Here is a 23356-nt window from a genome sequence, read left to right as displayed (position 1 = left end):
CGCGCTCGACGACGCCGAATGCGTGTGACGGGCTCGGTTCGGCCTCGTGCCGGATCGGGCCTTCCCCACGCCGAGCCGCTCGCGGCAGAGCGTCCGCGACGGCATGGCGGACCTGGACCGCAGGGTCGCGGGTAGGCCGACCGGACCGCCGATGTGTGAAGAGCCGCCCCCTACAGGGCCAGCCCGGCGGCGAACAGGGCGCCGAAGGCCAGTTGCAGGTGGCCGGTCTGGCGCAGGGTGGTGATGAGGTCCGGGCCGACCGCGCCGGTGCGGACCGCGCGGACCGGGGCGAGGGCGAGCGGGATCGCCAGCACGGCGAGCGCGGCGAACGGCCGCCAGGGGACCAGGACGAGCGCGGCGGCGAACGGCACCAGCAGGCAGGTCGTGTAGAGCACGCGGGTGCGCAGGTCGCCGAGGACGACCGCCATCGTGCGCTTGCCCGCCGCCTCGTCGGTGTGGATGTCGCGCAGGTTGTTGACGACGAGCAGCGCGCAGGCCAGCAGGCCCGGCGGGATCGCGGCGACCACCGCCGTCCAGGGCAGCCGTTCGAGCTGCACGTACGCGGTGCCCACCACGGCCACCAAGCCGAAGAAGACGAAGACCGAGACCTCGCCGAGGGCGCGGTAGCCGTACGGGCGGGAGCCGCCGGTGTAGAACCAGGCGGCGGCGATGGCGAGCGCGCCGACGAGCAGCAGCCACCAGGCGCGGGTGGCCACCACGAGGGCGAGCCCGGCCACGGCCGCGGCGAGGAAGCACAGCATCGCCGCCACGAGCACGGACCGCGGGCTGGCCACGCCCGAGCCGACCAGGCGCATCGGACCGACCCGTGCCTTGTCGGTGCCGCGCACGCCGTCGCTGTAGTCGTTGGCGTAGTTGACGCCGACCTGCAGCGCCAGTGCCACGAACAGCGCCGTGAGGGCCCGCCACCAAATGACGCCGCCATACGCGGCGGCCACGCCCGTTCCCACGGCGACCGGCACGATCGCTGCGGGAAGAGTGCGCGGCCGGGCCCCCGCGAGCCACTGAGCCGATGTCGCCAAGGTCTGCCTTTCATCGATGTACAAGCTGCTCAATGCAGACTAAAACATCGTTTTCCCGACCGATGGCGTGGCCTCGGCCCCGATCGAACGACGGCTTCGCAGCCAGCGGTGTGACCGTGTACCGGCACACCATAGCCCGTCCCGGCGGTCACCTCGATCGCGACGGTTTCGCAGCAGGCGGTGTGACCGTGTACCGGCACCATAGCCCGTCCCGGCGGTCACTCCGATCGCGACGGTTTCGCAGCAGGCGGTGTGACCGCGTACCGGCACATAGCCCGTCCCGGCGGTGGGCCATCGGCTTCTCCATGCCGGACCCGCCGTCCGATCAGTGCGAGCCAGGCGAGGAGTGCGGTCGCGAGGGGCGTGGCCGCAGGTCAGCTGATGTCGGTGGCGAGGCGGATCATCCGGATGGGGCGGCCCATGTCCAGGACGCGCTCGGCCTCGTCCGCCGCCCAGCCCGCCGACTCCAGGAAGGCGAGCATCGGCAGGTGGTCGGCGAAGACCCAGGTGACCACGGCGGCGAAGCCGTCCTCGCGCAGGTGGTCGACGGTGGCGTTGAGCAGCCTGCTGCCGTGGCCGCGGCGCACGTGGTCGGGATCGACGAGCAGGGTCAGCAGTTCGGCGTACTTGGCTGGGTCGAGGTCGGGATCCTCGGCGGGCGCGTGTGAGGCGAGGCCGACGACGCGCTCGCGCCACGGCCCGGCGGCGCCGCCCTCGTTGTCATCGCCGCCGTCGGCGTCGTCGCGTGCCTCGTCGGGGCCGCGCTCGACGGCGACCAGCAGGCGGTGCCGGGGCGTGGGCGGGGCGACGATCGCCTCCTCCCACTGGCGGCGCCACAGCCCGCGGGCGCCCTCGCCCGCCATCTGCTCCAGCGGCCCCTCGGGCAGAAAGTCGTATCCGTACCGCCACGCTCTGATCTGGGTGTTCGTCACGGCGTCGACGTCCCCCCGCCGTGCGACCCGTACGCCCACGTCAGTCATCGCCAGCCCCTTTCCTACGGGTAAGGGTAGCCGTCCGTGCGCGCGTCAGCGGCGTTCGGCGGATCCCGCGGTCTTGTGGCGTGCGCGGTAGGCGCGCGTCTTGGTGCGGTTCCCGCACACCTTCATCGAGCACCACGAGCGCGAGCGGTTCTTGGAGGAGTCGATGAACGCCCACTGGCAGGTGTCCTCGCCGCACACCTTCAGCCGGGGCCAGGTGCCCGCCGCGTACGCCTCGATCACCGCCGCGGCCAGGCGGGCGAGGCCGCCGCGCACCCCGCCGTCGATCGGCTCAAGCGAGGGTACGGCTCCGGCGAGCGCGACCCGCAGCGGAAAGGCGGCCAGCAGCGCGTCCAGCCCCTCGGAGACCCCGGCCGGTTCCGACACACGGCTCATTTCGGGCACCTGCGGCGGCTCGCCCGGACCGGTCACCTGGGACGCCCCCGTCGGCGGCGTGCCGGCGCGGTCGTGGTTGCGGCGCAGCGCGGATCTCAGCCCTTCCCGGAGTGCGACCGCGACGGCCAGGTCGTCGTCGGCGGGGCGGTCATCGTCGGCGATCAGCCCGTGGTCGCGCAGCCATCCCGCCAGCGCCGCGGCCGACGTCAGCTCGTCGGCGTCGTCCTCGACGTCGTAGGTGTTGACGAAGTCGCGGAGCAGCTCCGCCGGGTCGCTCATCCTCCCCACCTCCGACACCACTGTACGCGAGTCGCCGGTTGCCCAGATCACAACACCGGTATAGCCTTTTTGGTGGTGTCGAGAGGGTGATGACATGCCGTACTTGATTTATTTGGCGCATCAGGCGAGGCGACGCCGCGAGCGGGAGACACGCCTGCGGAGCTGTTCGGAGGGCACCGGAGCCGCGCGGACCCGGGGGACACGGTGGTACGAGGACGGCGGGCGATGATCGCACGCACCTGGCGGGGCTGGACCCGTGCGGAGGACGCGGCCGAGTACGAGCGCTACCTAATGGCGACGGGCTTCGCCGAGTACCGCGCCACCCCGGGCAACAAGGGCGTGTACCTCACCCGCCGCGATCAGGGTGACCGCGCCGAGTTCTTCCTGATCTCCCTATGGGAGTCCTGGGACGCCGTCCGGGCCTTCGCCGGCGACGTCCCCGAACGGGCCGTCTTCTACCCGGAGGACGACCGTTTCCTGGTCGCCCGCGAGACGACCGTCGATCACTACGAGGTCTTCGCGACCTGCTGATCCGCCAGGGCGGCGGCGAGCCGCCGCACTCCCTCCGAGAGTTCGGGCAGGTGGGTGGCGGCGATGTGGGTGACCCGGATCCGTGGGCCGGGCGGCTCCGACGGGTAGTAGATGCGACCGGGGCTGACGAGCACCCCGCGCTGCCGGGCCGTCTCGACGAGGGCGGCCTCGTCGACGTCGCGCGGCAGCCGTACCCACAAATGCACGCCGCCTTGGGGGAGCAGGTGAAGGTCCCCGTCGGGCAGGTGCCGGGCGAGGGCCCCGGCCAGCGCGTCGCGGCGGGTGGCGAGCTCGGCGGCGACCGCGGCCAGGTGCCGCCGCCACGCGGGGGAGTCGAGGAACTCCAGCGCGGTCTCCTGCAGCGGACGCGCCACGAAGAACGACTCCACCAGTTGCGCGGCCCGCAGCCGATGGGCGGCGGGCCCGCGCGCGACCAGCCCCGCCACCCGTACGCTCGGCGAAGTGATCTTCGTCAGGGAGTGGATGTAGACGACGGACCCGTGCCCGTCCAACGTGATCATGGGCGGCGGCATCGGCCCCAGCGCCAGATGCCGCGCGTAGTCGTCCTCGATCACGAACGCGCCCGCCGCCCGGGCCACCGCGAGCACCTGCTCGCGCCGCTCTCGCGGCACCGTAGCGCCCGTGGGGTTGTGCAGCGTGGGCTGGCAGTAGAACACCCGCGCCCCGGTCACCGCGAACGTCTCGGCGAGCAGGTCGGGCCGCACCCCCTCGTGGTCGATCGGCACCGCCACGGGACGGAGCCCGGCCGCCTTCGCCGCCGCCAGCGCCCCCGGGTAGGTGGGCGTCTCGACCAGCACCGGCTGCCCCGGCGCGGCGAGCGCGCGGAAACAATGCGTGAGCGCGGCCTGCCCGCCCGCGACGACCAGCACGTCCGACGAGGTGACGTCGCCGCCGACCTCGGTCGCGAACCAGCGCCGCAGCCCGCTCAGGCCGCTCAGCGGCGGATGCAGCCAGGTCGAGGCGCGCCGCACCGCCCGCCCGGCCGCGGCGGCGAGCGCCTTGACCGGGATGAGGTTCGGGTGGAGATAGCCGCCGGTGAGCGGAATGACGCCGTCCGAGGGCCGGGCGAGCAGGGCCGCGACGCCGCTGTCGTCGATCACGCGGTCGCCGAGGGAGACCGTCTGCCAGGACAGGTCCGCCGTGTCGCCGGTCCTGGCCGGAGGAGCGGAGGCGACGAACGTGCCGCTGCCCGGCCGCGTGACCACCCGGCCCTCCGCCGCGAGCACGGCCAGGGCCCGGGACACGGTGACCGGGCTCACCCCGTGCCGGGCGACGAGCTCCCGGCTGGCCGGCAGCCGGTCGCCGGGGCCAAGGCGCGCCACCTCGGATCGCAGTATGGCCGCAAGGCGCTGAATACTGCTATCGTCATTCATGAGAGATAACGATAGCGCTACTGCGACCAATAGAGTAGCGGTCCTCCCTCAACCGACCGCCTCCTCCGCCGGATTCGCCTGGCAGGGCACCGCCCTGGCCTTCATCGGGGTGTTCGCCTTCTCCGGCTCGTTTCCGAGCACCGTGCTCGCGATGCGCGGCTTCGACCCCTATCTGGTGGCCATGGGCCGGGCGGTGATCGCCGTCGCCGTCGCCGTGGTGTGGCTGCTGGCGGCGCGGGTGCCGCTGCTGCCGCCGAAATCCGAGTGGCGCTCCCACGGCCTGATCGCGCTGGGCGTGGTGTTCGGGTTCCCGCTGTTCAGCGGGGTCGCACTGGATCTGGGGGCGAGCACCTCGCACGCCGCGGTGGTGATCGGCCTGCTGCCCGCGACCACCGCGGCCGTGGCGGTGCTGCTGGCGGGCGAGCGGCCGAGGGCAGGATTCTGGCTCGCCGTCGGCGCGGGCGCCCTCGCCGTCACCGCCTTCACCCTGAGCAGGGGCGGCGGCCACGTCACGCTCCCCGACGTGCTCCTGGCGGGCGCACTGGTGTCGGCCGCCGTCGGCTACGCAGAGGGAGCGAAGCTCACCCGAACCCGGCCGGGCTGGCAGGTAATCTCCCACGCCCTGGTACTAGCCGCACCCGTCACCGTGCCGGTGACGGCGGTGCTGGCGGCGGTCACCGACGTCCACCCATCGCCATCGTCGATCGCCGGATTCGCCTACGCCGGCCTGGTGGCGATGTTCCTCGGCTTCATCCCCTGGTACGCAGGCCTGGCCAGAGGCGGCATCGCCCGGGCGGGGCAAACCCAACTCGTCCAGCCGCTGCTGACACTGGTGTGGGCGTGGTTGCTGGTCGGCGAGAGGTTCGGTCTGGTCACGGTGGTGGGCGCGGTGGCGGTGCTGGTCTGTGTGGCCTTCACCCAGCGTTTGCGCTGAGCCGTACGGTGCCGTGAGTGTGTGCGGGGCCTGTCTTGCGCGGGCGGGGCGGCTTGTCCAGCCCGCTGCTGGCGCTGGTGTGGGCGTGGTTGCTGGTCGGCGAGAGGTTCGGCCTGGTTACGGAGGTGGGCGCGGTGGCGGTACTGGTCTGCGCGGCCCTCACCCAGCGTTTGCGCTGAGCCGATACAGCGTCGCGGATGTGTGCAAGGCCTGTCTTACGCGCCCTGGGCCCGGCAGCCCTCACCTTCGCCACACGAGGATTTCGCCGTGCGCCGACACGGCCTGGAGGGCGCGGGCGCCAGGCCGTGAAGGCGAAGGCCAGTGCTTTGGTCGTGCATGGTGACCGGCCGTTGTTCCTTGCTGCGGAGATTTCCTGCGATGGGGAACGGGCACGGCCCCGCGGCGTCGACGGGCGTCGCATCCGGCCGGGAAGCCGCGGTCACCGACTTCGTAATCCCCGGTCAACCGGCCGCCCTCGCACGACCGGTTGCCTGATGGCCGACCTATGCGGAGGCGACGGGGATGTTGTAGCAGAGGCGGAACTTGTCGCCCGGCACGATGATGTCGCTGGTTTCGACCGGACGGTCGCCGGACCAATGGGTGCGTTCCAAATGCAGCACATGGGTGCCGGAGGGCAGCTCCAACCGGTCGCTCTCCTCGGGCCGGGGCACGCGGATGTAGACTTCCTCGCTGGCCGTCGTGATCGGCATCCCGGCGGCGGCCATCCGGGCGGCGAGCCCCTTGCGGCCGTTGCTGCCCTCGGCGGGCAGCGCCTGGCCCCTGCTGAACTCGGCGGGCTCGTACGAGGTGGCGAGCTGTAGTGGGCGGCCGTCGCCGCGCAGCACGAAGCGGGTGCGCATCACCTGCTCCCACTCGCGCAGCTTCAGCCGGCGGGCGATCTCGGGAGGCGCCTCCACGAGCTCGGATCGCCAGTCCCAGGAGGCGTGCCGCCCCTGGGCCTGCATGTCGGCGGTGAAGGCGGTCTGCTGGTCGTGTAGACGTGATCTCTGCAAGGGCATCAGCACGGGGCGTTCGCGCACGTAGTGCCCGGCGCCTACCCGGCCCACGATGAGGCCTTCCTGGGCGAGCACGCGAAGCGCGTGGCGGGCCGCCGTCTCGCCCACGCCGTATCGCTGGGTGAGCTGCACCCGCGAGGGGATCGGTGCCCCCGGCGGCAACGTGCTGTCGATGATCTGCCGGCGCAGGTCCTCGACGACTCGCAGGTATACCGGATCGGAGCTGGCCACTGGTCCATCCCTGGGTTCCGCTAGGTCGCAACCGACGACGATCGCGCCGGTTCGGCGGCGCCACACGCACGGTGGAACCCGGCGCGGGGGGCCGCCTTGGCATTTTCCAATCCTGCCGTATTCATTGCACAACGCTGGGTAATGATGGTCGGGTGGAGCGCCAACTTTACCCAAAGCCTAGGGAAAGTCTCTGGACTGTTCCAACATCGGCATGGCATGCGCTCCCATCGGATCTGGCGAGGGGACGCGAGGACCGCCGGGTTCACCCGGCGGGGGAATCGCCTCCCCGGTATGGATCTTGTGTTCGACACGGGCAGGGCTTGTCCGTTTGCCTACCTCGGCAGAGGAAAGCGAAACGGCGCTTCCTTCAGGAGGTGGAGGAGTCACGCGATAGGGGCTACGCACGCCGGGGCGATTCCGGTGGCGCGGGGCGTCGGCAAAATTTCCTTGTCATCCGTGTAACGCGGATGTAAGCCGCGCCGATTGTTCGGTAGAGGCCGCCGATGTGTGTACCCCCGAGCACATATCGGCGGCCCTTTTCGCTCCGAGGGCCGCGCGACGTGCCCTTTCGCCCCGGGCCGCGTGACCGCGCAGGCCGGGCCGGACAGGCCGGTACGCCGAGCGGTCACCGCAGGCAGCGGGCCCTGCGGGGCCGACCTCGGCCGCCCCGAGCCGGGGTGGCGGGGTCCACCGTTTGGCCGGTTCCGGGTACCGTTCCCTTATGGCATCGCCAACAGGAACCTCAGGCGCCCCCTTCGGCCGCATGTTGACCGCGATGGTCACCCCGTTCACCGCCGACGGAGCGGTCGATTACGACGCGGTTCAGCGGACCGCCGTGTATCTCGTCGATGAACAGCGCAATGACGGCATCGTCGTCAGCGGCACCACCGGAGAGTCCCCGACCACCACCGACGAGGAGAAAGACCGCATCCTCCGTGCGGTGATCGAAGCGGTCGGCGACCGCGCCACCATTGTGGCGGGCGCGGGCACCAACGACACCCACCACAGCGTCGAGCTGGCGAAGGCCGCCGAGCGGGCGGGCGCGCACGGGCTTCTGCTGGTCACGCCCTACTACAACAAGCCCCCGCAAGAAGGCATCTACCGACACTTCACCGCGATCGCCGACGCGTCCGGCCTTCCGGCGATGCTCTATGACATTCCCGGACGTACCGGGGTACCCATCACCATGGAGACCCTCATCCGGCTCTCCACGCACCCGCGCATCGTGGCCGTGAAGGACGCCAAGGGCGACCTGTTCGAGGGCTCCCAGGTCATGGTCGCGACCGACCTGGCGTTCTACTCCGGAGACGACATGCTCAACCTGCCCTGGCTCTCGGTCGGGGCCGCAGGCTTCGTCAGCGTCGTGGGGCACGTCGTGGGCGCGCAACTCGCCGCGATGATCGAGCACTACCTCGCGGGCAACGTCACGGCCGCCACCGAGGTGCACCGGCGGTTGCTGCCCGTGGTCACCGGGATCATGACCCGCACCCAGGGGGCGATCATGGCGAAGGCGGCCCTCAACCTGGTCGGCCAGACCGGCGGCGCCGTACGGCCTCCGCTGATCGACGCCACGCCCGAGCAGATCGAGATGCTTCGCGCCGACCTCGTGGCGAGTGGGGTAAAGGTCATGGATAGCAACTAGATGGAGACAAATGAGTCATCCGCACCCTGAACTGGGTCCACCTCCCGCCCTTCCGGAGAACGGCCTGCGCATCGTCGCGCTCGGCGGTCTCGGGGAGATCGGTCGCAATATGGCGGTTTTCGAGTTCGACCACCGCCTGCTCGTCATCGACTGCGGCGTGCTGTTCCCCGACCCCGAGCAGCCGGGCGTGGACCTGATCCTGCCCGACTTCGAGTACATCAGGGACCGGCTCGACGACATCGAGGCCGTCGTGCTCACCCACGCGCACGAGGACCACATCGGCGCGGTGCCGTACCTGCTGCGGGAACGATCCGACATCCCGCTCGTGGGCTCGCGACTGACGCTCGGTCTGGTGGAGAGCAAACTCACCGAGCACCGCATCCAGCCGGTGCGCATCGAGGTGGCCGAGGGCCAGCGCGACCGGTTCGGCCCCTTCGACCTGGAGTTCTTCGCGGTCAACCACTCGATCCCGGACGCGCTCGCCGTGGCGATCAGAACCCCGGCCGGGCTCGTGCTGCACACCGGCGACTTCCGCATGGACCAGCTCCCGCTGGACGGGCGGCTGACCGACCTGGCGGGCTTCGCCCGGCTCGGCGCCGAGGGCGTGGACCTGCTGATGTCGGACTCCACCAACGCCGAGGTGCCCGGGTTCGTCACCAGCGAGCGCGAGATCACCCCGGTGATCGACGACGTGTTCCGCGCCGCGAGCAAACGCATCATCGTGGCCTGCTTCGCCTCGCACGTGCACCGCGTGCAGCAGGTTCTCGACGCGGCCGAGGCGCACGGCCGCAAGGTGGCGCTCATCGGGCGCTCGATGGTACGCAACATGGGCGTCGCCCGCGACCTCGGCTACCTGCGGGTGCCGGCCGGCCTCATGGTCGACTCCCGTGAGATCGAGGAGTGGCCGCCGGAGGACGTGGTGCTGATCTGCACCGGCTCCCAGGGCGAGCCGATGGCGGCGCTGTCGCGCATGGCCAACCGCGACCACCCGATCCGGGTGGCCGAGGGCGACACCGTGCTGCTCGCCTCCTCGCTCGTGCCCGGCAACGAGACCGCCGTCAACAAGGTCATCAACGGCCTCACCCGCTGGGGGGCCAAGGTCGTGCACAAGGGCAACGCGCTCGTGCACGTCTCCGGCCACGCCGCCGCCGGCGAACTGCTGTACGTGCTCAACCTGACCCGCCCGTCGAACTTCCTGCCCGTACACGGCGAGTGGCGGCACATGCGGGCGCACGCCAAGCTCGCCGCGCTCACCGGCGTCCCCGAGGACAACATCGTCATCGCCGAGGACGGCGTGGTCGTCGACCTGGTCGACGGCCAGGCGAAGGTGACCGGCGCGGTACCGTGCGGCTACGTGTACGTGGACGGCACCTCGGTCGGCGGCGTCACCGACGTGGCGCTCAAGGACCGGCGCATCCTCGGCGAGGAGGGCTTCGTCTCGATCGTCGTCGCGATCGACTCGACCACCGGCAAGATCGTCGGCGGCCCGGAGGTGCACGCCCGCGGGTCCGGCATCGCCATCGAGGCGTTCGACGAGGTCATCCCGCAGATCGAGCGGGCGCTTGAGGAGAGCGCGGCCAACGGCGTCGCCGACGAGCAGCAGATCCGCCGGGTGGTACGGCGCACCGTGGGCCGCTGGGTCAGCGACTCCTTCCGCCGCCGACCGATGATCATCCCGGTGGTGGTCGAGGTCTGACCGGCTTCCCGGCCGATGCGCACGCACCGGCCGGGGCCGGACCGGCCCGCCAACGGGAGCGGCCTCACCACGGCCACGACCGGACCGCCGACCGCCCCCCGCACGCCGCGTTCTCTCGCGTCGGCGGTACACGTGGCAGTAGTCGGACTTGCCCTTGAACCGATGCACGGCCCTGGGCTCGTCGTACCGCCACCGGCAGCCCGCGTCCCGCTGTGCCTGGCTGAGGAGCAACGTGGCCCCGCCGCGCCGGACGCGGTACGCCGCCGGGCACGCCGTGCCCGCATGCCCCGATCGACGGCCCCCGCAGCGGATCGGCGCGAGTAGGCTCGATCCGTGGTCAGGGAAGGCAGTTCCATCGATAAGGCGCTGGCGGTGCTGGAGGCCGTGGCCGAGCGTCACCGCGTCACCGACATCGCCACGGCCACGGGCGTGTCGAAGTCGACCGTGCACCGCATCCTGCAATCCCTGGTGGAGTGGGGTTTCGCGCGCCCCGACGGCGCGGGCGGCTACGAGCCGGGGCCGCGCATCCTCACCCTGGCGGGCAAGGTGATGAGCCGCTTCGACCCGGCCCGGCAGGCGTCGGCCGCGCTGCGTGCCCTGCACGACCGCACCGGCTACACCACCCATTTCGCCGTACGCAGCGGCGACGAGGCCGTCTACGTGGACAAGCTGGAGGGCCGCCGGCCGTACCAGATGCACTCCCGCGTCGGAATGAGCCTGCGCCTGCACTGCACCGCGATCGGCAAGGCCATCCTCGCCGCGCTGACCGACGACGAGGTCCTCGCCATCGCGGCCCGCACCCGCCTGCAGCCCCGCACCGCCGCCACCCTCACCAGCGACGAGGACCTCCTCACCCACCTGGCCGCCGTCCGCGCCCGCGGCTTCGCCATCGACGACGAGGAGAACGAGCCGGGCGTACGCTGCGTCGCCGCCGCCGTCTTCGACCACAGCGGCGACGTCCTCGGCGGCATCTCCGTCTCCGCCCTCGCCATGGACGCCTCCCGCGAAACCCTGGAGGCCCTCGGCCCGGAGGTCGTCGCCGCCGCCCGCGAGGTCTCGCAGGCCCTCGGCGCCCCCCTCGGCCTGGCGTCGAACCGCTAGGGGCCGCCCGATGAGCCGTACCCCCGAGGAGGACACCAACCTTCGCATGCTCCGGGCACGCGACGCGATGGACCGCTCCTACGCCCAGCCGCTCGACATCCCGGCCCTCGCCCGGATCGCCCACGTCTCGGAGGCGCACTTCACCCGCACCTTCCGCGCCACGTTCGGCGAGACGCCGCACCGCTACCTGCAGCGCCGCCGCGTCGAGCGCGCGATGTTCCTGCTGCGGGAGACCGACCAGAGCGTCACGGACATCTGCTTCCAGGTCGGCTTCGGCAGCCTGGGCACCTTCAGTCGCACGTTCCGCGACATCGTCGGCCGGTCCCCGAGGGAGTACCGCAGGCAGGCGATCTCCGTCAACGTGCCGACGTGCTTCACGATGGCGTGGACCCGGCCGAGAGCGTGACCTCCGGCGAACCGAGCAGTTTCGGATAAGTTTTCCCTCCGACCTGGTCGGTAGCGTGAAGCACATGTTCACGGCAATCACGCACTCGCAGATCTACGTCCTCGACCAGGACGAGGCCCTTGACTTCTACGTCGGCAAGCTCGGCCTGGAGGTCAACGCCGACGTTGACATGGGCTTCATGCGCTGGCTCACCGTCAGCGTCCCCGGCCACCCCGACCGCCAGATCCTGCTGGAGAAGCCGGGCGGCCCGAGGATGTCCGAGGAGACCACCCGGCAGGTCCGCGACCTGCTGACCAAGGGCGCGATGGGCGGCCACCTCATCTTCAGCGTCGACGACTGCCGCAAGACGTACGAGACGCTGCTGACCCGAGGCGTCGAGTTCACCGAGGAGCCCACCGAGCGGCCGTACGGCATCGACTGCGGCCTGCGCGACCCCTTCGGCAACTCGATCCGCTTCACCCAGTTGAAGGAGTAGACGGCGGCGGTGGCCCGGCGGGCGGCCCGGAGCCTTCGGGATCCGGGCTCGCCGTCGCCATACGGCTATTTGTGGACTTTGGCCTCTATATTCACTTATCGGCATCGCGAATCCTCGGTCTGGAGCGCCCCAGCGGGCGCTCGTGGGCGGCGAATTGGGGGACGCGATGAGAAGCTGGCTCTCCGCGGACGGTCTTCGGGCGATGTACGCGGGAGGACGCGGTAACGCCACCGCACGCTGCTTCTCCCGCCTGTGGGCGTTCGTGCTCGGCATCGGCCTGGCCCCCCGACGCTGGGTGACGCTGGAGGTTCCCGGCCGCCGCACCGGACGGCTCACCCGCTTCCCGCTGGGCATGGCCGACTGGCAGGGCGACTGGTACCTGGTGCCGATGCTGGGCCAGAACTGCAACTGGGTCCGCAACGTACGGGCCGCCGGCGGCCTGGCGACGATCAGGCACGGACGCGCCCGCCGCTGCCACCTGGTAGAGGTGCCGGTCGACCAGCGCGCGCCGATCCTCAAGCGGTACCTGCAGAAGGTCCCGGGGGCCCGGCCGCACATGCCAATCGACCGGCACGCGCCCCTGTCCGAGTTCGAGGCGATCGCGGCGAACTATCCCGCCTTCCGCGTCCAGCCCGCGACCGCCGATGCCCGCGCATGACCAACCCCCTGCACGACGGCCCGACCTCCGTGAGCGCCCCATCGGCATGGCCTGCAGATCCCCGGAACCGAGGTCGCTGCGCCCCAGGGCGTAGCCAGATGTGGTATGAACGGTTCGGGCACCGCTCGCAAGGTCCCCATGCCGGCGCATGGGCCTGGCCGCGTTGCCGAGACCCATGCGCCGATCGCACGCCGCCGCCCGATCACGCCATAGACGGACGTCCGCCCTGGCCGACCCAGACGAGCTCCGTACGGAGCCGGGTGGCGGCGGTCTGGGCGCTGATCCAACGCCCGAACGAGGACCGCCCGACGCCGATGGTCGCCGCGCCTCCCTCGGGCAGCGCGATGCCGTAGGCCACCACCTCGGTGCTGCCCTCGTCCTCGTCGTGCCGTACGAGCGCGAACAGCCGCGGCGTCCCGATGAACGCCCGGACCCGCTCACCCGTCTCGGGCCCTCCCGCGTCCGGCATGAGGCGCCCGCCCGGCCCCGCCGCGTTCCCCTCCGCGTTCGGACCGTGGTAGACAGTCGAGTAGTCGGAACCAGAGAAGTGCTCCATGTGCTTCCTTTCCGTCTCAGGCCGGGGATGGGCGAGGCCTGCAAGCGGCCCATCCCCGGCCTTTCCCGTGCGTGTCACGCGTCCGCCCTTGACCGCCGTCCGGGCATTCGGGACATTCTGCTAACTCTTTGCGGTTGAGAGTTTACTTTGCGTATAGTGGCACGGGAGGCGTCGCTTAACAAGCCAAGACGCCCTACAGCCCCCGGAATGTGGAGGTGGCTCGGTTGTGCAACGAGCAGAAGGGTGAGAGGGGATGGCTGCGGTGAAGTGGACGACGCTGCGGGCGCATTGGCTCGGGCAGCAGCTCCGTGAGCTGCGAGAGGCCAACAATTTGCTGCTCAAGGAGGCGGCCGAGTACCTGCAGCGCAACCCCGGCACCGTAGGGCGATTCGAGACAGGCGAGTACCCCATCCGACGCCCCGACCTGATGGCCCTACTCGACCTCTACGGCGTCTCCGACGGACGCCGCCGCGACGCCCTGCTCCGCCTCAGCCAAGACGTCTGGCAGAAGGGCTGGTGGGACGGCTACTCCGAGCACCTCGTCGGCACGTTCGTGGACTACGTATGGCTGGAGTCCCGCGCGAAAGAGATCCGTGCGTTCGACAACGCGCTGCTGCCTGGTCTGCTCCACACGCTGGAGTATGCGCGGGCGTCTATCACCGCAGCCGAACTGGACGCGAGCGAAGAGCAGATCAATCACTGGCTTGATCTTCGTATGGCCCGCCAGAAAATATTGAAGCGTGATGAGCCTCCATGCCTGATGACGATCATAGATGAAGGCATCCTTCGCCGAGAGGTTGGCGGACGAGAGTGTCTCGCAGCGCAACTCGAGTATCTTTCCGAGCAGGCTATGCAGCCGAACATCGAGGTAAGGGTGCTGCCGCTCAGCGCGGGCGCGCATGCCAGCCCCGCAGGTGCCTTCCGGATCTTCACCATGGAAGATCCGCTTCCCGAAATCGGATATGCGGAGACACCGACAGGAGCCGTTTACATAGAGTCTCCAGATGCCGGACGCTTGATGCGGACGTACGATAGGTTGCGCGAGCTAACGCTTACACCAGGCGAGTCCGTCCAGCTCATATCGACGATCGTAGAGGAGTTGCGATGAGTAGACCGCGCGACGCACTCAGCCCCGACGAACTGGCCAAGGTCGCCTGGCACATCAGCACCAAAAGCGACAACGGCGGCGGAAACTGCGTTGAGGCAGGCCCCCTGGCCGACGGCACCGGCCGCGTCGCCGTCCGCCACAGCCGCCATCCCAACGGCGAAGTCATCGTCTACACCCGGGGCGAATGGGAAGCCTTCATCGCCGGAGCCAAAGAAGGCGAATTCGACTTTTCCGCCGAGTGACTAGTTGAGCGTATTCTGACGATGCATGATCCCTATCCCGAGGTTGTGCGCGGACATACCGACGGGTCAATCTATGTTGAATCACCAGGTATCGACCGCTGCGTGCTGATGTACGATGAGCTGCGGAAACTTTCACTCGACCAGCAGGAATCAGTCGATCTCGTGTCCGCTATCGCAGAGGAGTTCCGGTGAACGAGACGAGCAGTCCGCACGTGCTCACGCAGGAGGAACTGGCCCGCGTCGCTTGGCATATCAGCACGATAAGTGATGGTGGGGGCGGAAACTGCGTGGAGGCAGGCCCTCTCGGCGATGGCACGGGCCGCGTCGCCGTGCGCCATAGCCGTCATCCCAACGCCGGAGTCATCGTCTACACCCGAGGCGAATGGGAAGCCTTCATCGCCGGTGTCAAAGAAGGCGAATTCGACTTCTTCTCGAAGTGAATGCCGGACGTTTGGCCTCCTACGCCGGGCTGATACCCGTCCAACGCGACTCCGGCCGAGTGACCGGCAATCACCGGGGGCAAAAAGCGTAACAACCGGCTGCTGCGCCGGCTGTTCACCGCCTTTGCAGGTCCGAAGCCCTGTGCAGGCCCTCGGCGGCTTCGTCCACCACGAGGACGATCTTGCCTTTGACCCGGCCGGTCTCGCTGAGCTCGTGTGCCTTGGCCGCCTGTGCCAGTGGGAGGACCGTCTCGACGGTGGCCCGGAGGGTGCCGCGTTGCGCCAGGTCGGCAATCGCCTCCAGGTCGGCTGCGGACGGGGTGAAGCCGAACTCCACGAAGCGCAGGCCGCGCTCGTCGGCCAACTCGCGTACGGCGCTGCGGTCCGGGCCGGTGCCCCGTACGTCGATGAGCGTTCCGCCGGGCGCGAGGGTGTCCAGCGAACGGGGCCCGTAGTCATCGGCGATCGGATCCAGGACGACATCCATGTCGCGTACGACCTCGGCGAAGTCGTCCTGCGTGTAGTCGATGAGTTCGTCGGCGCCAAGCCTGCGCAGGAAGGCGTGCTTGTCGGCGCGGGCGGTGCCGATCACGTACGCTCCGCGCGCCTTGGCGATTTGCACGGCCAGGTGGCCGATGCCGCCGGCGGCCGCGTGTATCAGGACGCGCTGTCCGGCGATGATGGGCGCGACGTGGGTCAGCGCCTGCCAGGCGGTGAGCGCCGCGGTGGGTAGCGCGGCGGCTTGCACATGGTCCAGGGCGGACGGCATCAGGCTGAGCCACGTGTCCGGCACCGCCGCGTATTCGGCGTAGGCGCCGTTCGGCGGGAAGGCGTTGCCGAACACGGCATCGCCCGGTCGCAGCCGGGTCACCGCCTCGCCGACCACCTCCACCGTGCCCGACAGGTCCAGTCCGAGGGTGAGGGGCGGTTCGCCCCTGTGCCGGAGTTGTCCGGAGCGGATCTTCCAGTCGGCAGGGTTCACTCCGGCCGCCTTGATCCGTACGAGTACCTCGTTCGGGCGTGGTTCGGGCCGTCCGGTCTCAACGATCTCCAGCACTTGCGGGCCGCCGAAGGCCCGCTGGCTCACGGCCAACATGCGCATGCTCACCGCTCACGTCCCCTTCATGGTCGCCGCGACCCCGTCAGGCCGCGGCTCCCATGCTGGTCGTCAGCGGTATCCATGGTAAAGAAGGCACCCGGATGATATCTAAGTACCTCATGGATACCACTTCGACTCGCGATCCAGGGCGCCTGGCTTTCCGCTACCGCCGCGACTGCCCCTCGCGCACGGTCATCGAGGTCTTGGCCAACAAGTGGGCGCTGTACGTGCTGGCGGCGCTGCGGCAACAGGACGGCCCGATGCGGTTCAACGCCCTGCGACGGCTCCTGGAGGGCATCACGCAGAAGATGTTGACTCAGACGCTACGCACGCTGGAACGCGACGGCCTGGTCAGCCGCACGGTGTATCCCACCGTGCCGCCCCGGGTGGAGTACGCGCTGACCGAGCTGGGTGTCGAGGTCGGCAAGCTGACCACCGCGATCGCCGACTGGTCGATCGCGCACGCCTCGGAGATCCTTGCCAGTCGCCGGGCCTTCGACGCCCGCACACCCGCCGATGCCGCACCCCTTCCCTCGGCGTCCGGTTGATGTGCCGGCCGCCAGGTCGGCGGCGAGCCGCGGCAGGGCAGGCAAGCAGGCGTCGATGGACAGCGGCGTGGGTGCGACGAGCGCCCCGGGTAGCGGGACCGTGGAGGGCCGCTGTCCGACCACTCCGACGGGTTCGCGGCGCAACTCGCCTCGGCCACCGAGCTGGGACTCATTCCCGATCCTGACGCCGTACGCGCGGTGTGGGACGAGGGTCCGCGGCCGCCCAGGAGGCAAGGCCACGTGGGGCCCACCCGCACAGGCGGCGCTGCGACGCCTCATCGCTGAATGACCGCCCGTACGCACGCCCGAATATGGACGTGCGCGGGTGGCAGGAGCCAGGCGGGCTGGGCGTGGGGCCGCCTGCGCTCGGGGCATGCCGTCATCGGCCTGCGGGTGCCGCCGGGACCGGTTCTCCGTCGGCGACCACCGCGGCCGTGAGGCCGCGGGCTTCGGCGGCGCGGCGGAAGCGTGCTTCGATGTCGGGCTGCTCCTCGTACGTGGGCGGGTTGTTGAAGAGCTTGTAGTGCATGGCGCAGACGGTGTGCGCGCCGAGCACCGCCGCGGCCTCGACCGCCTGCTCGGGCGTCATGGTGACCGGGACGTTGGCCTCGTACCCCTCGAAACGGGCGATGACGCCGTTGACGGGCGTGAACGCGACGTCGAACGGGCCGTGCTCGCGTGCGATGCGCCACCAGTTGCCGTGCCACATGGTGTCGCCGCAGTGGATGATGCGCCGGCCGCCGCCTTCCACGACCCATGCGACCTGGTCGGAGTCGTCGCCGCGCCAGTCCAGCGACGGCACCGGCGTGACCGTCAGCGGGCCGATCCGGCGGGGCTGCCCGAGCTCCTGGGGGACCGCGTCGATTCCCGCCTCCGCCAGCGCCGGTGCGATCGGCGCGTGACAGCCGACGGTTCCGGAAGCGCTGAGCCGCGCGATCAGGCGCTGGTCGTAGTGGTCGGGGTGCAGGTGCGTGATGAGGGCGTGCGTGCCGGGGCCGGTATTGATCGGCGGCAGCGGCGTGCGCGGCGCGCCGAGGGCGGGGGCGAGCGGCTCGGCGTGTTCGAGCGGGTCGATCAGCAGGCGGACGTCGCCGAGTCGCACCTCGACGCCCGCCCAGGCCAGGCGGCGCAGCCGGAGAGTGTCGACCGGATTGTCCACGGCGTTCTCACCGCGCATGATGAGCCTCCTTGTGACGTACGGATCCGGAAACGGGGCGGAGCATGAGGAAGGTGACGGCCGCCGCGAGCCCGAGCGCCGCGACGGCCGCGGCCATGGGCAGGGCGCTGCCGGCCCCGTCGGCTCCCGCGAGCGGGGCGACGAGGCCGCCGACGAGGAACTGGGCGAAGCCGAGCACGGCCGCGGCGGCCCCCGCGTGCGCGCCGTGGTCGTGCAGGGCCAGGGCCGGAGCGTTCGGCAGTACGAGGCCGACGCTCGTGACCACGATGAACAGCGCCGTCAGCAGCGGCCACAGGCCGGCGTCGGTGAGCACGACGACGAGGAGGGCGACGCCGCCCGCCGCCGAGCCGGCGACCCCCGCGCCGAGCAGCGTACGCGGGGGAAAGCGGCGCACCAGCCTGCCGTTGGCCTGGGTCGCCGCGCCGAGCCCGATCGCGTTGACGGCGAAGACCACGCCGTACTGCTGCGGGGACATGCCGTGGATGTGCTGGAGCACGAACGGCGAACCCGCGATGTAGGCGAACATCGCCGCGAACACCAGCGCGTTGACGACCGCGTACCCGAGCAGCGTCCGGTCCCGTAGCAGGGCGATGTACCGCACCCTCGTCGCCATGACGAGCCGCGGGCGCCGACTCTCGGGGAACGCGGCGGCGCACCCGGCGAGCGTCACGCCGGAAAGCAGCGCGAGGCCGAGGAACACGGTGCGCCAGTCCCCGAAACGCAGCACCTGGGCGCCCGCGAGCGGTGCGAGCACCGGCGCGAGCCCGCTCACCGGCATCAGCGACGAGAAGACGCGGGCCGCCGCCGCGCCGGTGTAGCGGTCGCGGACGCTCGCGTAGGCGATGACCAGCCCGAAGGCGCCGCCCATGCCCTGCAGCGCGCGGAACACGACGAGGCTCGCCGCGTTCGGCGCGACGGCGCAGAGCAGTCCCGCCACCGTGTGGACGCCGAGCCCGATCAGCAGCGGCCGACGCCTGCCGTACGCGTCGCTGAGCGGCCCCGCCGGCAACTGACCGCAGGCCAGCCCGATCAGGCACGCCGTCACGGTGAGCTGGACCGCCGAGGGGGCGGCGTCCAGGGCGGCGGCGAGCTGCGGCAGGGCGGGCAGGTAGGCGTCGATGGACAGCGGCGCGAGCGCGACAAGCGACCCGAGCAGCAGGATGGGGGACCTGCCCTGGTAGCGGTCGTCAGCGGTCATCGCGTCGGCGACGTGGTCCGGAGAAGGTCGGCCAGAGGCGTGGCCGGGCGTCCGGTGAGGTCGGGGACCGTCGAGCTGACGTGCGAGAAGAAGCCGAGGCGGGTCGCCTTGCCGAACGAGACCAGCAACTCCGCCCCTCCCTGCGGCACCCCGGCGGCCCGCAGACCCGCCGCCATGGCGTCGTCGTCCACGATGACCGGCTCGACCTGGCGACCGCCGACCTCTCCGGCGAGTTTCGCGAGGTCGGCGGCGGTGAGCGCCTCCGGTCCCGTGACGTCGTACGCGCGGTCCTCGTGCCCGTCCTGCACCAGCACCGCCGCCGCGGCCGCGGCGCAGTCCTCGCGGGTCACGTAGGCGACGCCGCCGTCGCCGCCGTTGCTCACGAGCCGCCCGGACGCGATCGCCTGCTCGATGACGCGGAGCTGCATGTGCGCGTACAGGTTGTTGCGGAGCATCGTCCACTTCAGGCCGCTCTCGCGGAGCGCCTGCTCGGTACCGGCGTGGTCGGCGACGACGAGCGCGGGGTTGTCGGGCACCGGTTCCGGGACCGAGGTGTATACGACGTGCCGGACTCCGGCCGCGGCCGCGCCCGCGATGGCGGCGCGGTGCTGGTCGAGGCGGGTGCCGACGGCGTCGGTGGAGATGATCAGCAGCCGGTCGACGCCCGCGAACGCGGTGTCGAGCGTGCCGGGTTCGGCGAAGTCGACTCGCCGTACGTCGGCGCCGCGTGCGGCGAAGTCGGCGAGCGCGTCCGGGTTGCGGGTGGTGAGCACCACCTCGCGCGGGTCGGCGAGCCGAAGCAGGTGCTCGGCGGTGCTGCGGCCCAGGGCCCCGGATGCTCCGGTGATGGCGACGGTCATCGTTCCTCCAATTCGTAACCGCGATGGTTGCGGTTCCGGGCTGAACTGTAGCCACAGTGATTGCGATATGGCAAGATGGCGTCATGGCCCGATCGACGAACACCCGGTTCGCGGTCGCCGTGCACGTGCTCACGTACCTCGCGGGCGTCGCCGGTGCGCGTCCCGTCAGCTCCGACGAGCTGTCCGCGAGCACGAACGTCAACCCCGTGCACGTACGCCGGGTGCTCGGCCCGCTGCGGGCGGCCAACCTGGTGCGGTCACGTCCCGGCGCGCACGGCGGATGGGAACTGGCCGCCCCCGCCGAGGGCATCGCGCTCGCCGAGGTCTGGCGGCTGCTCCAGGGCGATGATCCGGTGCTCGGACTGCACGGACCGAACCCTTCGTGCCCGGTCGGCCGAGAGGTGCAAAGGACGCTGACCGCCCTCGACCGCGCGGTCGCGGACGCCGTCGCGGAGGAGCTCGCCCGGTTCACCGTGCACGACGTCGTCTCGGGAGAGGTGGCGGCACGGTTGGGGGCGGGAGCCGTACAGGGGTGAGCGCCGACCCTGCCATGCCCGGCATGTCGGATCCGCCCGCCTGACGTGCCTCGACGCCGCCGACGCCGACGCCCGCTCAGGCGACCACGAGCGCGAGCGCCCGGGAGTCAGGCCGGCGAGGAGAGCGAGAACCACACGGCCTTGCCATACGGCGACGGGCGGACGCCGAAGTCGTCGGCCAGGTGCCTGACGATCCACAGGCCCCGGCCGTGCACGCCGAGGTGCTCGGTCTCCCGCACCTGGGGCATCTCCGGGCTCGCGTCGGCGACCTCGCCGAACAGCGTCACGCCACGTCCCGACGGGCATCGCGTGACACGCAGGCACAGACGGATGGGCGCGCGGCCGTGCGTGACGGCGTTCGCCACGAGCTCGTCCACCATCAGCACGACATCGTGGACGTCGCCGGGATACCTCCAGCCGATCAGCGTGCTCCGGGTCATCGCCCGTACCTTGCGGACGATCGCCGCCTCCGCGGGCAGGTCCCAGCAGACCGATCGCCCGCCACCATCCTCTCCGTCGCCGGAATCGGCCGCCGCGCCGGTCGGATCCTGCGGAGGGATCAAGGGGGAGTACTCCGCTGACATGGGTCTCCGTTTCTCGAGAGGGCGCGGCGGCGCGGGTCCGCGCCCTCGGGTCATCGCACCGCTCATCCGCCGGTACGGCCCGGCGCCACCCCTCTCCGTCCGTTGCCCGGCGGAAAGACGCGACGACACGTGCCGAACAAGCAGAGTTTCGTGTACGTCTCTTTACGGAGTGTCATCATGGGGTGGCCCCGCAGGACAACCAAGAGACTCGCCGCTGGAGACACGCCTCTCCGGCGGTCGGCAGCGGACGGGAGGCACTGGTGCGCCGCATCTCCGAGTACGTGGACCCCGGTCGCTCACCCTGGCACCTGCTCGGCACCGAGCTGCGCCACTGGCGCGAGAAGGTGCTCGGGCTGAGCATGCGCGAGGTGGGCAAGCGGGCGTTCTGCGACGACGGCGACCTGTCGAAATGGGAACGCGGCCTCACCCGCCCGCACGCCGACACGGTACGACGCCTGGACGACATCTACGGCGCGGGTGGCCGTCTTGTAGCCCTGCACGCACTTGCGGTCGAGATGGAACGGCTGCGTACCCTGGCGAAGAAGGGCATTTCCACGGAGGAGGCCGCCACGGAACGCCGACAGCTTCTACGTCTCGCCGCCGTCGGCGCCGGAATCGGGGCCCTCGGCATCTCCAGCGAATCCGCCCGACAATTGATCGGAACAACCCTCGACAACGGATTCCGAAGCATTCCGGACTGGGAACTCGCCTGCACCGACCACCTCTACGCGCTCCGCACCCGCCCTCCCGCCCAGGTCGCGGCCGATCTCGTTATGGACCTGTTCGCCGTCAAACGGCAATTGGACTTGTCCTCGCCCACCGAAGTGCCCGACCTGTACCGCGTAACGGCAAGCCTTTCCGCCGTACACGCCAACGCCCTCACCCGCTTGGGCGACCACGGCGCGGCCATCCGCTGGTGGCAAACCGCCCGCCAGGCCGCCGACGCGTCGGGAAATCTCGAACTGCGGGTACTGGTCCGCTCCGAAGAGGCCGGCCACGGCCTTTACGGCCAGCGCGCCCCGGAAGCCGTGCTCCGCTTGGTCCAGAGCGCGCAACAACTCCTGGGCACCGACAAGCCCTCCGTGGACTTGATGACCACGCAGGCCAAAGCCCTGTCGATACTCGGCAGACACGACCAGGCCCGGGAGACTCTGCACACTCTCCTCGACGTCGCCGACAAGGGCGTCACCCCGGACCCGCTCGGCTTCTGGACACCGAGCCAAATCCATTTCGCCAAAAGCTGGGTTTACGCGGGCATGGGCGATGAACGGCAAGCAGACGCAGCCCGCCAAGACGTGCTCGGCCTGACCCGCGACTATCAATATCAAGCGAACGTTCAACTCCACGATGCGCTTTGCATGGTCGTCAACGGCGCCGTGGATCAGGGAGCACGCCGCGCAGCCTCGGTTATCGACCACCTCGATTCGGCCTACCGCAGTCGCCACATCATCGAGACGGGACGACTGGTACTGCGCACCGTACCTCTAGCCCAGCAAGAGCGCCCAGCGGTCGCCGAACTCCGTGAACTGCTCGCCACCCGCCCTCCACGTTTCCCAGATCATTCACCAGACCTCTGAACTGAATCGTCTCCAACTACATGTCGCTGACAGCGCGGCGGGACCGCGCCGGCTTCACGACGGTGCACCATGGCACCTCTTGTACTTCTTGCCAGATCCGCATGAACAGGGAGCATTTGGCTGCAGGTCAACGAGTCCGCCCTGACCGGGTCCCGCGCCGCGATCACGTTGCCTTCGCAGCTTCGCGGTGAGGTTGCGGACCGCAAGAAGCCGTTCCTCAAACGCTTGCGGAAGCACTGAGACGAGTTCCTCGAATAGGACTACCGCCTCCTCAGCGGCAGCGATTGCGGCAGTGAGATTTTCTACATCGGAGTCGAGCACCTCCGCGCGCACCCAGAGCGATGTGGCGAGGTCGGGGAGGTAGGCGTCGCGGTTTTGTTCGGCCAGTTCGCGTCGTAGGCGGAGGGCTTCTTCGCTGAGCAGTACCGCTTCGGTTCGTCGTCCGGTCTCCGACATATAGCTGGCGTGGTTGTGCAGCGATGTGGCGAGGGCGGGGAGGTGGGCGTCGCGGTTTTGTTCGGCCAGTTCGCTGTAGAGGCGGAGGGCTTCTTCGCTGACCGGTACCGCTTCGGTTCGTCGTCCGGTCTCCGACATATAGCTGGCGTGGTTGTGCAGCGATGTGGCGAGGGCGGGGAGGTGGGCGTCGCGGTTTTGT

Annotated in this window: 27 protein-coding genes and 2 pseudogenes; 17 read left to right on the top strand and 12 right to left on the bottom strand. The window is 70.3% G+C overall.

Features of this window, described 5'->3' with window-relative positions; all coding sequences use genetic code 11:
- Positions 1-170 precede the first annotated feature (170 nt).
- The 3 genes from AB0K60_RS33060 to AB0K60_RS33050 all read right to left on the bottom strand — a co-directional run bounded on the left by AB0K60_RS33060 (position 171) and on the right by AB0K60_RS33050 (position 2692).
- Positions 171-1040 carry a 1,4-dihydroxy-2-naphthoate polyprenyltransferase gene (locus AB0K60_RS33060; protein ID WP_364064210.1) on the bottom strand — a complete coding sequence of 290 codons (870 nt, stop codon included), beginning with the start codon at positions 1038-1040 and terminating at the stop codon, positions 171-173.
- 374 nt (positions 1041-1414) lie between these two features.
- Complete coding sequence (locus AB0K60_RS33055) at positions 1415-2020, bottom strand: GNAT family N-acetyltransferase (protein WP_364064208.1); 606 nt, start codon at positions 2018-2020, stop codon at positions 1415-1417.
- 45 nt (positions 2021-2065) lie between these two features.
- Positions 2066-2692, bottom strand: a complete 627-nt coding sequence (locus AB0K60_RS33050) for a CGNR zinc finger domain-containing protein (protein ID WP_364064205.1) — start codon at positions 2690-2692, stop codon at positions 2066-2068.
- A gap of 225 nt (positions 2693-2917) precedes the next feature.
- Here AB0K60_RS33050 and AB0K60_RS33045 point away from each other — a divergent pair, with 225 nt between their 5' ends.
- On the top strand, positions 2918-3223 hold the full coding sequence (locus AB0K60_RS33045) for a hypothetical protein (protein WP_364064203.1): 306 nt from the start codon (positions 2918-2920) through the stop codon (positions 3221-3223).
- Here AB0K60_RS33045 and AB0K60_RS33040 read toward each other — a convergent pair.
- On the bottom strand, positions 3199-4617 hold the full coding sequence (locus tag AB0K60_RS33040; protein WP_364064200.1) for a PLP-dependent aminotransferase family protein: 1419 nt from the start codon (positions 4615-4617) through the stop codon (positions 3199-3201). The genes AB0K60_RS33045 and AB0K60_RS33040 overlap by 25 nt on opposite strands.
- On the opposite strand from AB0K60_RS33040, the gene AB0K60_RS33035 reads away from it, so the two are divergent.
- Both AB0K60_RS33035 and AB0K60_RS33030 read left to right on the top strand, forming a co-directional pair.
- On the top strand, positions 4616-5551 hold the full coding sequence (locus AB0K60_RS33035; RefSeq protein WP_364064197.1) for a DMT family transporter: 936 nt from the start codon (positions 4616-4618) through the stop codon (positions 5549-5551). The two genes, AB0K60_RS33040 and AB0K60_RS33035, sit on opposite strands and share 2 nt — an antisense overlap.
- A 17-nt stretch (positions 5552-5568) precedes the next feature.
- Positions 5569-5730: a hypothetical protein gene (locus AB0K60_RS33030; protein WP_364064195.1), complete on the top strand. Its 162-nt coding sequence runs from the start codon at positions 5569-5571 to the stop codon at positions 5728-5730.
- 324 nt (positions 5731-6054) lie between these two features.
- Here the strand turns inward: AB0K60_RS33030 and AB0K60_RS33025 are convergent, their stop codons facing one another.
- Positions 6055-6798 (bottom strand): GntR family transcriptional regulator, encoded by a 744-nt coding sequence (locus AB0K60_RS33025; protein ID WP_364064193.1) that lies wholly within the window; start codon positions 6796-6798, stop codon positions 6055-6057.
- A 763-nt stretch (positions 6799-7561) separates the two neighbouring features.
- On the opposite strand from AB0K60_RS33025, the gene dapA reads away from it, so the two are divergent.
- The 6 genes from dapA (at position 7562) to AB0K60_RS32995 (ending at position 12776) form a co-directional block, all read left to right on the top strand.
- Positions 7562-8440 (top strand): 4-hydroxy-tetrahydrodipicolinate synthase, encoded by an 879-nt coding sequence (gene dapA, locus AB0K60_RS33020; protein ID WP_364064190.1) that lies wholly within the window; start codon positions 7562-7564, stop codon positions 8438-8440.
- 10 nt (positions 8441-8450) lie between these two features.
- Positions 8451-10136, top strand: coding sequence for a ribonuclease J (locus tag AB0K60_RS33015; RefSeq protein WP_364064187.1), 1686 nt, complete (start codon positions 8451-8453; stop codon positions 10134-10136).
- 333 nt (positions 10137-10469) lie between these two features.
- Positions 10470-11237, top strand: a complete 768-nt coding sequence (locus AB0K60_RS33010; protein WP_364064184.1) for an IclR family transcriptional regulator — start codon at positions 10470-10472, stop codon at positions 11235-11237.
- A gap of 10 nt (positions 11238-11247) precedes the next feature.
- On the top strand, positions 11248-11643 hold the full coding sequence (locus AB0K60_RS33005) for an AraC family transcriptional regulator (protein ID WP_364064181.1): 396 nt from the start codon (positions 11248-11250) through the stop codon (positions 11641-11643).
- A gap of 64 nt (positions 11644-11707) precedes the next feature.
- On the top strand, positions 11708-12118 hold the full coding sequence (locus AB0K60_RS33000; RefSeq protein WP_364064178.1) for a VOC family protein: 411 nt from the start codon (positions 11708-11710) through the stop codon (positions 12116-12118).
- A gap of 166 nt (positions 12119-12284) precedes the next feature.
- A complete protein-coding gene (locus AB0K60_RS32995; protein ID WP_364064176.1) occupies positions 12285-12776 on the top strand; it encodes a nitroreductase/quinone reductase family protein in 492 nt (163 codons plus the stop codon).
- A 202-nt stretch (positions 12777-12978) separates the two neighbouring features.
- Here AB0K60_RS32995 and AB0K60_RS32990 read toward each other — a convergent pair whose 3' ends face one another.
- Positions 12979-13332 (bottom strand): hypothetical protein, encoded by a 354-nt coding sequence (locus AB0K60_RS32990; RefSeq protein ID WP_364064173.1) that lies wholly within the window; start codon positions 13330-13332, stop codon positions 12979-12981.
- Between the two features lie 253 nt (positions 13333-13585).
- On the opposite strand from AB0K60_RS32990, the gene AB0K60_RS32985 reads away from it, so the two are divergent.
- From AB0K60_RS32985 to AB0K60_RS32965, 5 genes and pseudogenes are all read left to right on the top strand, one after another.
- Positions 13586-14440, top strand: a complete 855-nt coding sequence (locus AB0K60_RS32985) for a helix-turn-helix transcriptional regulator (protein ID WP_364064170.1) — start codon at positions 13586-13588, stop codon at positions 14438-14440.
- Positions 14437-14682, top strand: coding sequence for a DUF397 domain-containing protein (locus AB0K60_RS32980; protein ID WP_364064168.1), 246 nt, complete (start codon positions 14437-14439; stop codon positions 14680-14682). The genes AB0K60_RS32985 and AB0K60_RS32980 overlap by 4 nt, the downstream gene beginning before the upstream one ends.
- A 21-nt stretch (positions 14683-14703) precedes the next feature.
- Positions 14704-14874, top strand: coding sequence for a hypothetical protein (locus AB0K60_RS32975; RefSeq protein WP_364064165.1), 171 nt, complete (start codon positions 14704-14706; stop codon positions 14872-14874).
- A pseudogene (locus AB0K60_RS32970) lies at positions 14871-15116 on the top strand (DUF397 domain-containing protein); the annotation flags it as partial. The gene AB0K60_RS32975 and the pseudogene AB0K60_RS32970, both read left to right, overlap by 4 nt.
- Positions 15111-15239, top strand: a pseudogene (locus AB0K60_RS32965) (transposase); the annotation flags it as partial. The pseudogenes AB0K60_RS32970 and AB0K60_RS32965, both read left to right, overlap by 6 nt.
- On the opposite strand, the gene AB0K60_RS32960 reads toward AB0K60_RS32965, so the two are convergent.
- Positions 15238-16224 carry an NADP-dependent oxidoreductase gene (locus AB0K60_RS32960; protein WP_364064386.1) on the bottom strand — a complete coding sequence of 329 codons (987 nt, stop codon included), beginning with the start codon at positions 16222-16224 and terminating at the stop codon, positions 15238-15240. The pseudogene AB0K60_RS32965 and the gene AB0K60_RS32960 overlap by 2 nt on opposite strands.
- 56 nt (positions 16225-16280) lie before the next feature.
- On the opposite strand from AB0K60_RS32960, the gene AB0K60_RS32955 reads away from it, so the two are divergent.
- Positions 16281-16769, top strand: coding sequence for a helix-turn-helix domain-containing protein (locus AB0K60_RS32955; RefSeq protein ID WP_364064162.1), 489 nt, complete (start codon positions 16281-16283; stop codon positions 16767-16769).
- 379 nt (positions 16770-17148) lie between these two features.
- On the opposite strand, the gene AB0K60_RS32950 is transcribed toward AB0K60_RS32955, so the two are convergent.
- Genes AB0K60_RS32950 through AB0K60_RS32940 form a run of 3 tightly spaced genes read right to left on the bottom strand, consistent with a single transcriptional unit; the run spans position 17149 to position 20004 of the window.
- Entirely contained in the window at positions 17149-17946 is a 798-nt protein-coding gene (locus AB0K60_RS32950) for an MBL fold metallo-hydrolase (RefSeq protein WP_364064159.1), read from the bottom strand.
- Positions 17936-19144, bottom strand: a complete 1209-nt coding sequence (locus tag AB0K60_RS32945) for a multidrug effflux MFS transporter (RefSeq protein ID WP_364064156.1) — start codon at positions 19142-19144, stop codon at positions 17936-17938. The genes AB0K60_RS32950 and AB0K60_RS32945 overlap by 11 nt, the downstream gene beginning before the upstream one ends.
- The gene (locus AB0K60_RS32940) at positions 19141-20004 is read right to left on the bottom strand and encodes an SDR family oxidoreductase (RefSeq protein ID WP_364064153.1); all 864 of its coding nucleotides are present in this window, start codon (positions 20002-20004) and stop codon (positions 19141-19143) included. Before AB0K60_RS32940 ends, AB0K60_RS32945 begins: the two co-directional genes overlap by 4 nt.
- Before the next feature lie 83 nt (positions 20005-20087).
- Here AB0K60_RS32940 and AB0K60_RS32935 point away from each other — a divergent pair, with 83 nt between their 5' ends.
- Positions 20088-20540, top strand: a complete 453-nt coding sequence (locus AB0K60_RS32935; protein ID WP_364064150.1) for an Rrf2 family transcriptional regulator — start codon at positions 20088-20090, stop codon at positions 20538-20540.
- Between the two features lie 107 nt (positions 20541-20647).
- Here AB0K60_RS32935 and AB0K60_RS32930 read toward each other — a convergent pair whose 3' ends face one another.
- Positions 20648-21124: an ATP-binding protein gene (locus AB0K60_RS32930; RefSeq protein ID WP_364064147.1), complete on the bottom strand. Its 477-nt coding sequence runs from the start codon at positions 21122-21124 to the stop codon at positions 20648-20650.
- A gap of 260 nt (positions 21125-21384) precedes the next feature.
- Here AB0K60_RS32930 and AB0K60_RS32925 point away from each other — a divergent pair, with 260 nt between their 5' ends.
- Positions 21385-22701, top strand: coding sequence for a helix-turn-helix transcriptional regulator (locus AB0K60_RS32925; protein WP_364064144.1), 1317 nt, complete (start codon positions 21385-21387; stop codon positions 22699-22701).
- Between the two features lie 54 nt (positions 22702-22755).
- Here AB0K60_RS32925 and AB0K60_RS32920 read toward each other — a convergent pair.
- Positions 22756-23356, bottom strand: a 601-nt coding sequence (locus AB0K60_RS32920) for a tetratricopeptide repeat protein (protein ID WP_364064141.1), incomplete at its 5' end; no start/stop codon positions are given.

This window comes from Thermopolyspora sp. NPDC052614 (genome assembly GCF_040678635.1).
GTDB lineage: Bacteria > Actinomycetota > Actinomycetes > Streptosporangiales > Streptosporangiaceae > Thermopolyspora.
Note: the sequence above shows the minus strand (reverse complement) of the source record. Positions and strands in the feature narration are given on the sequence as shown.

Excerpts from the sequence above, each read along its gene's own strand:
- AB0K60_RS33055 (WP_364064208.1), bottom strand. The coding sequence starts at position 2,020 with ATGACTGACGTGGGCGTACGGGTCGCACGGCGGGGGGACGTCGACGCC.
- AB0K60_RS33050 (WP_364064205.1), bottom strand. The coding sequence starts at position 2,692 with ATGAGCGACCCGGCGGAGCTGCTCCGCGACTTCGTCAACACCTACGAC.
- AB0K60_RS33045 (WP_364064203.1), top strand. The coding sequence starts at position 2,918 with ATGATCGCACGCACCTGGCGGGGCTGGACCCGTGCGGAGGACGCGGCC.
- AB0K60_RS33035 (WP_364064197.1), top strand. The coding sequence starts at position 4,616 with ATGAGAGATAACGATAGCGCTACTGCGACCAATAGAGTAGCGGTCCTC.
- AB0K60_RS33040 (WP_364064200.1), bottom strand. The coding sequence starts at position 4,617 with ATGAATGACGATAGCAGTATTCAGCGCCTTGCGGCCATACTGCGATCC.
- dapA (WP_364064190.1), top strand. The coding sequence starts at position 7,562 with ATGTTGACCGCGATGGTCACCCCGTTCACCGCCGACGGAGCGGTCGAT.
- AB0K60_RS33015 (WP_364064187.1), top strand. The coding sequence starts at position 8,451 with ATGAGTCATCCGCACCCTGAACTGGGTCCACCTCCCGCCCTTCCGGAG.
- AB0K60_RS33005 (WP_364064181.1), top strand. The coding sequence starts at position 11,248 with ATGAGCCGTACCCCCGAGGAGGACACCAACCTTCGCATGCTCCGGGCA.
- AB0K60_RS33000 (WP_364064178.1), top strand. The coding sequence starts at position 11,708 with ATGTTCACGGCAATCACGCACTCGCAGATCTACGTCCTCGACCAGGAC.
- AB0K60_RS32995 (WP_364064176.1), top strand. The coding sequence starts at position 12,285 with ATGAGAAGCTGGCTCTCCGCGGACGGTCTTCGGGCGATGTACGCGGGA.
- AB0K60_RS32990 (WP_364064173.1), bottom strand. The coding sequence starts at position 13,332 with ATGGAGCACTTCTCTGGTTCCGACTACTCGACTGTCTACCACGGTCCG.
- AB0K60_RS32985 (WP_364064170.1), top strand. The coding sequence starts at position 13,586 with ATGGCTGCGGTGAAGTGGACGACGCTGCGGGCGCATTGGCTCGGGCAG.
- AB0K60_RS32980 (WP_364064168.1), top strand. The coding sequence starts at position 14,437 with ATGAGTAGACCGCGCGACGCACTCAGCCCCGACGAACTGGCCAAGGTC.
- AB0K60_RS32975 (WP_364064165.1), top strand. The coding sequence starts at position 14,704 with ATGCATGATCCCTATCCCGAGGTTGTGCGCGGACATACCGACGGGTCA.
- AB0K60_RS32960 (WP_364064386.1), bottom strand. The coding sequence starts at position 16,224 with ATGCGCATGTTGGCCGTGAGCCAGCGGGCCTTCGGCGGCCCGCAAGTG.
- AB0K60_RS32955 (WP_364064162.1), top strand. The coding sequence starts at position 16,281 with ATGCTGGTCGTCAGCGGTATCCATGGTAAAGAAGGCACCCGGATGATA.
- AB0K60_RS32950 (WP_364064159.1), bottom strand. The coding sequence starts at position 17,946 with ATGCGCGGTGAGAACGCCGTGGACAATCCGGTCGACACTCTCCGGCTG.
- AB0K60_RS32945 (WP_364064156.1), bottom strand. The coding sequence starts at position 19,144 with ATGACCGCTGACGACCGCTACCAGGGCAGGTCCCCCATCCTGCTGCTC.
- AB0K60_RS32940 (WP_364064153.1), bottom strand. The coding sequence starts at position 20,004 with ATGACCGTCGCCATCACCGGAGCATCCGGGGCCCTGGGCCGCAGCACC.
- AB0K60_RS32935 (WP_364064150.1), top strand. The coding sequence starts at position 20,088 with ATGGCCCGATCGACGAACACCCGGTTCGCGGTCGCCGTGCACGTGCTC.
- AB0K60_RS32930 (WP_364064147.1), bottom strand. The coding sequence starts at position 21,124 with ATGTCAGCGGAGTACTCCCCCTTGATCCCTCCGCAGGATCCGACCGGC.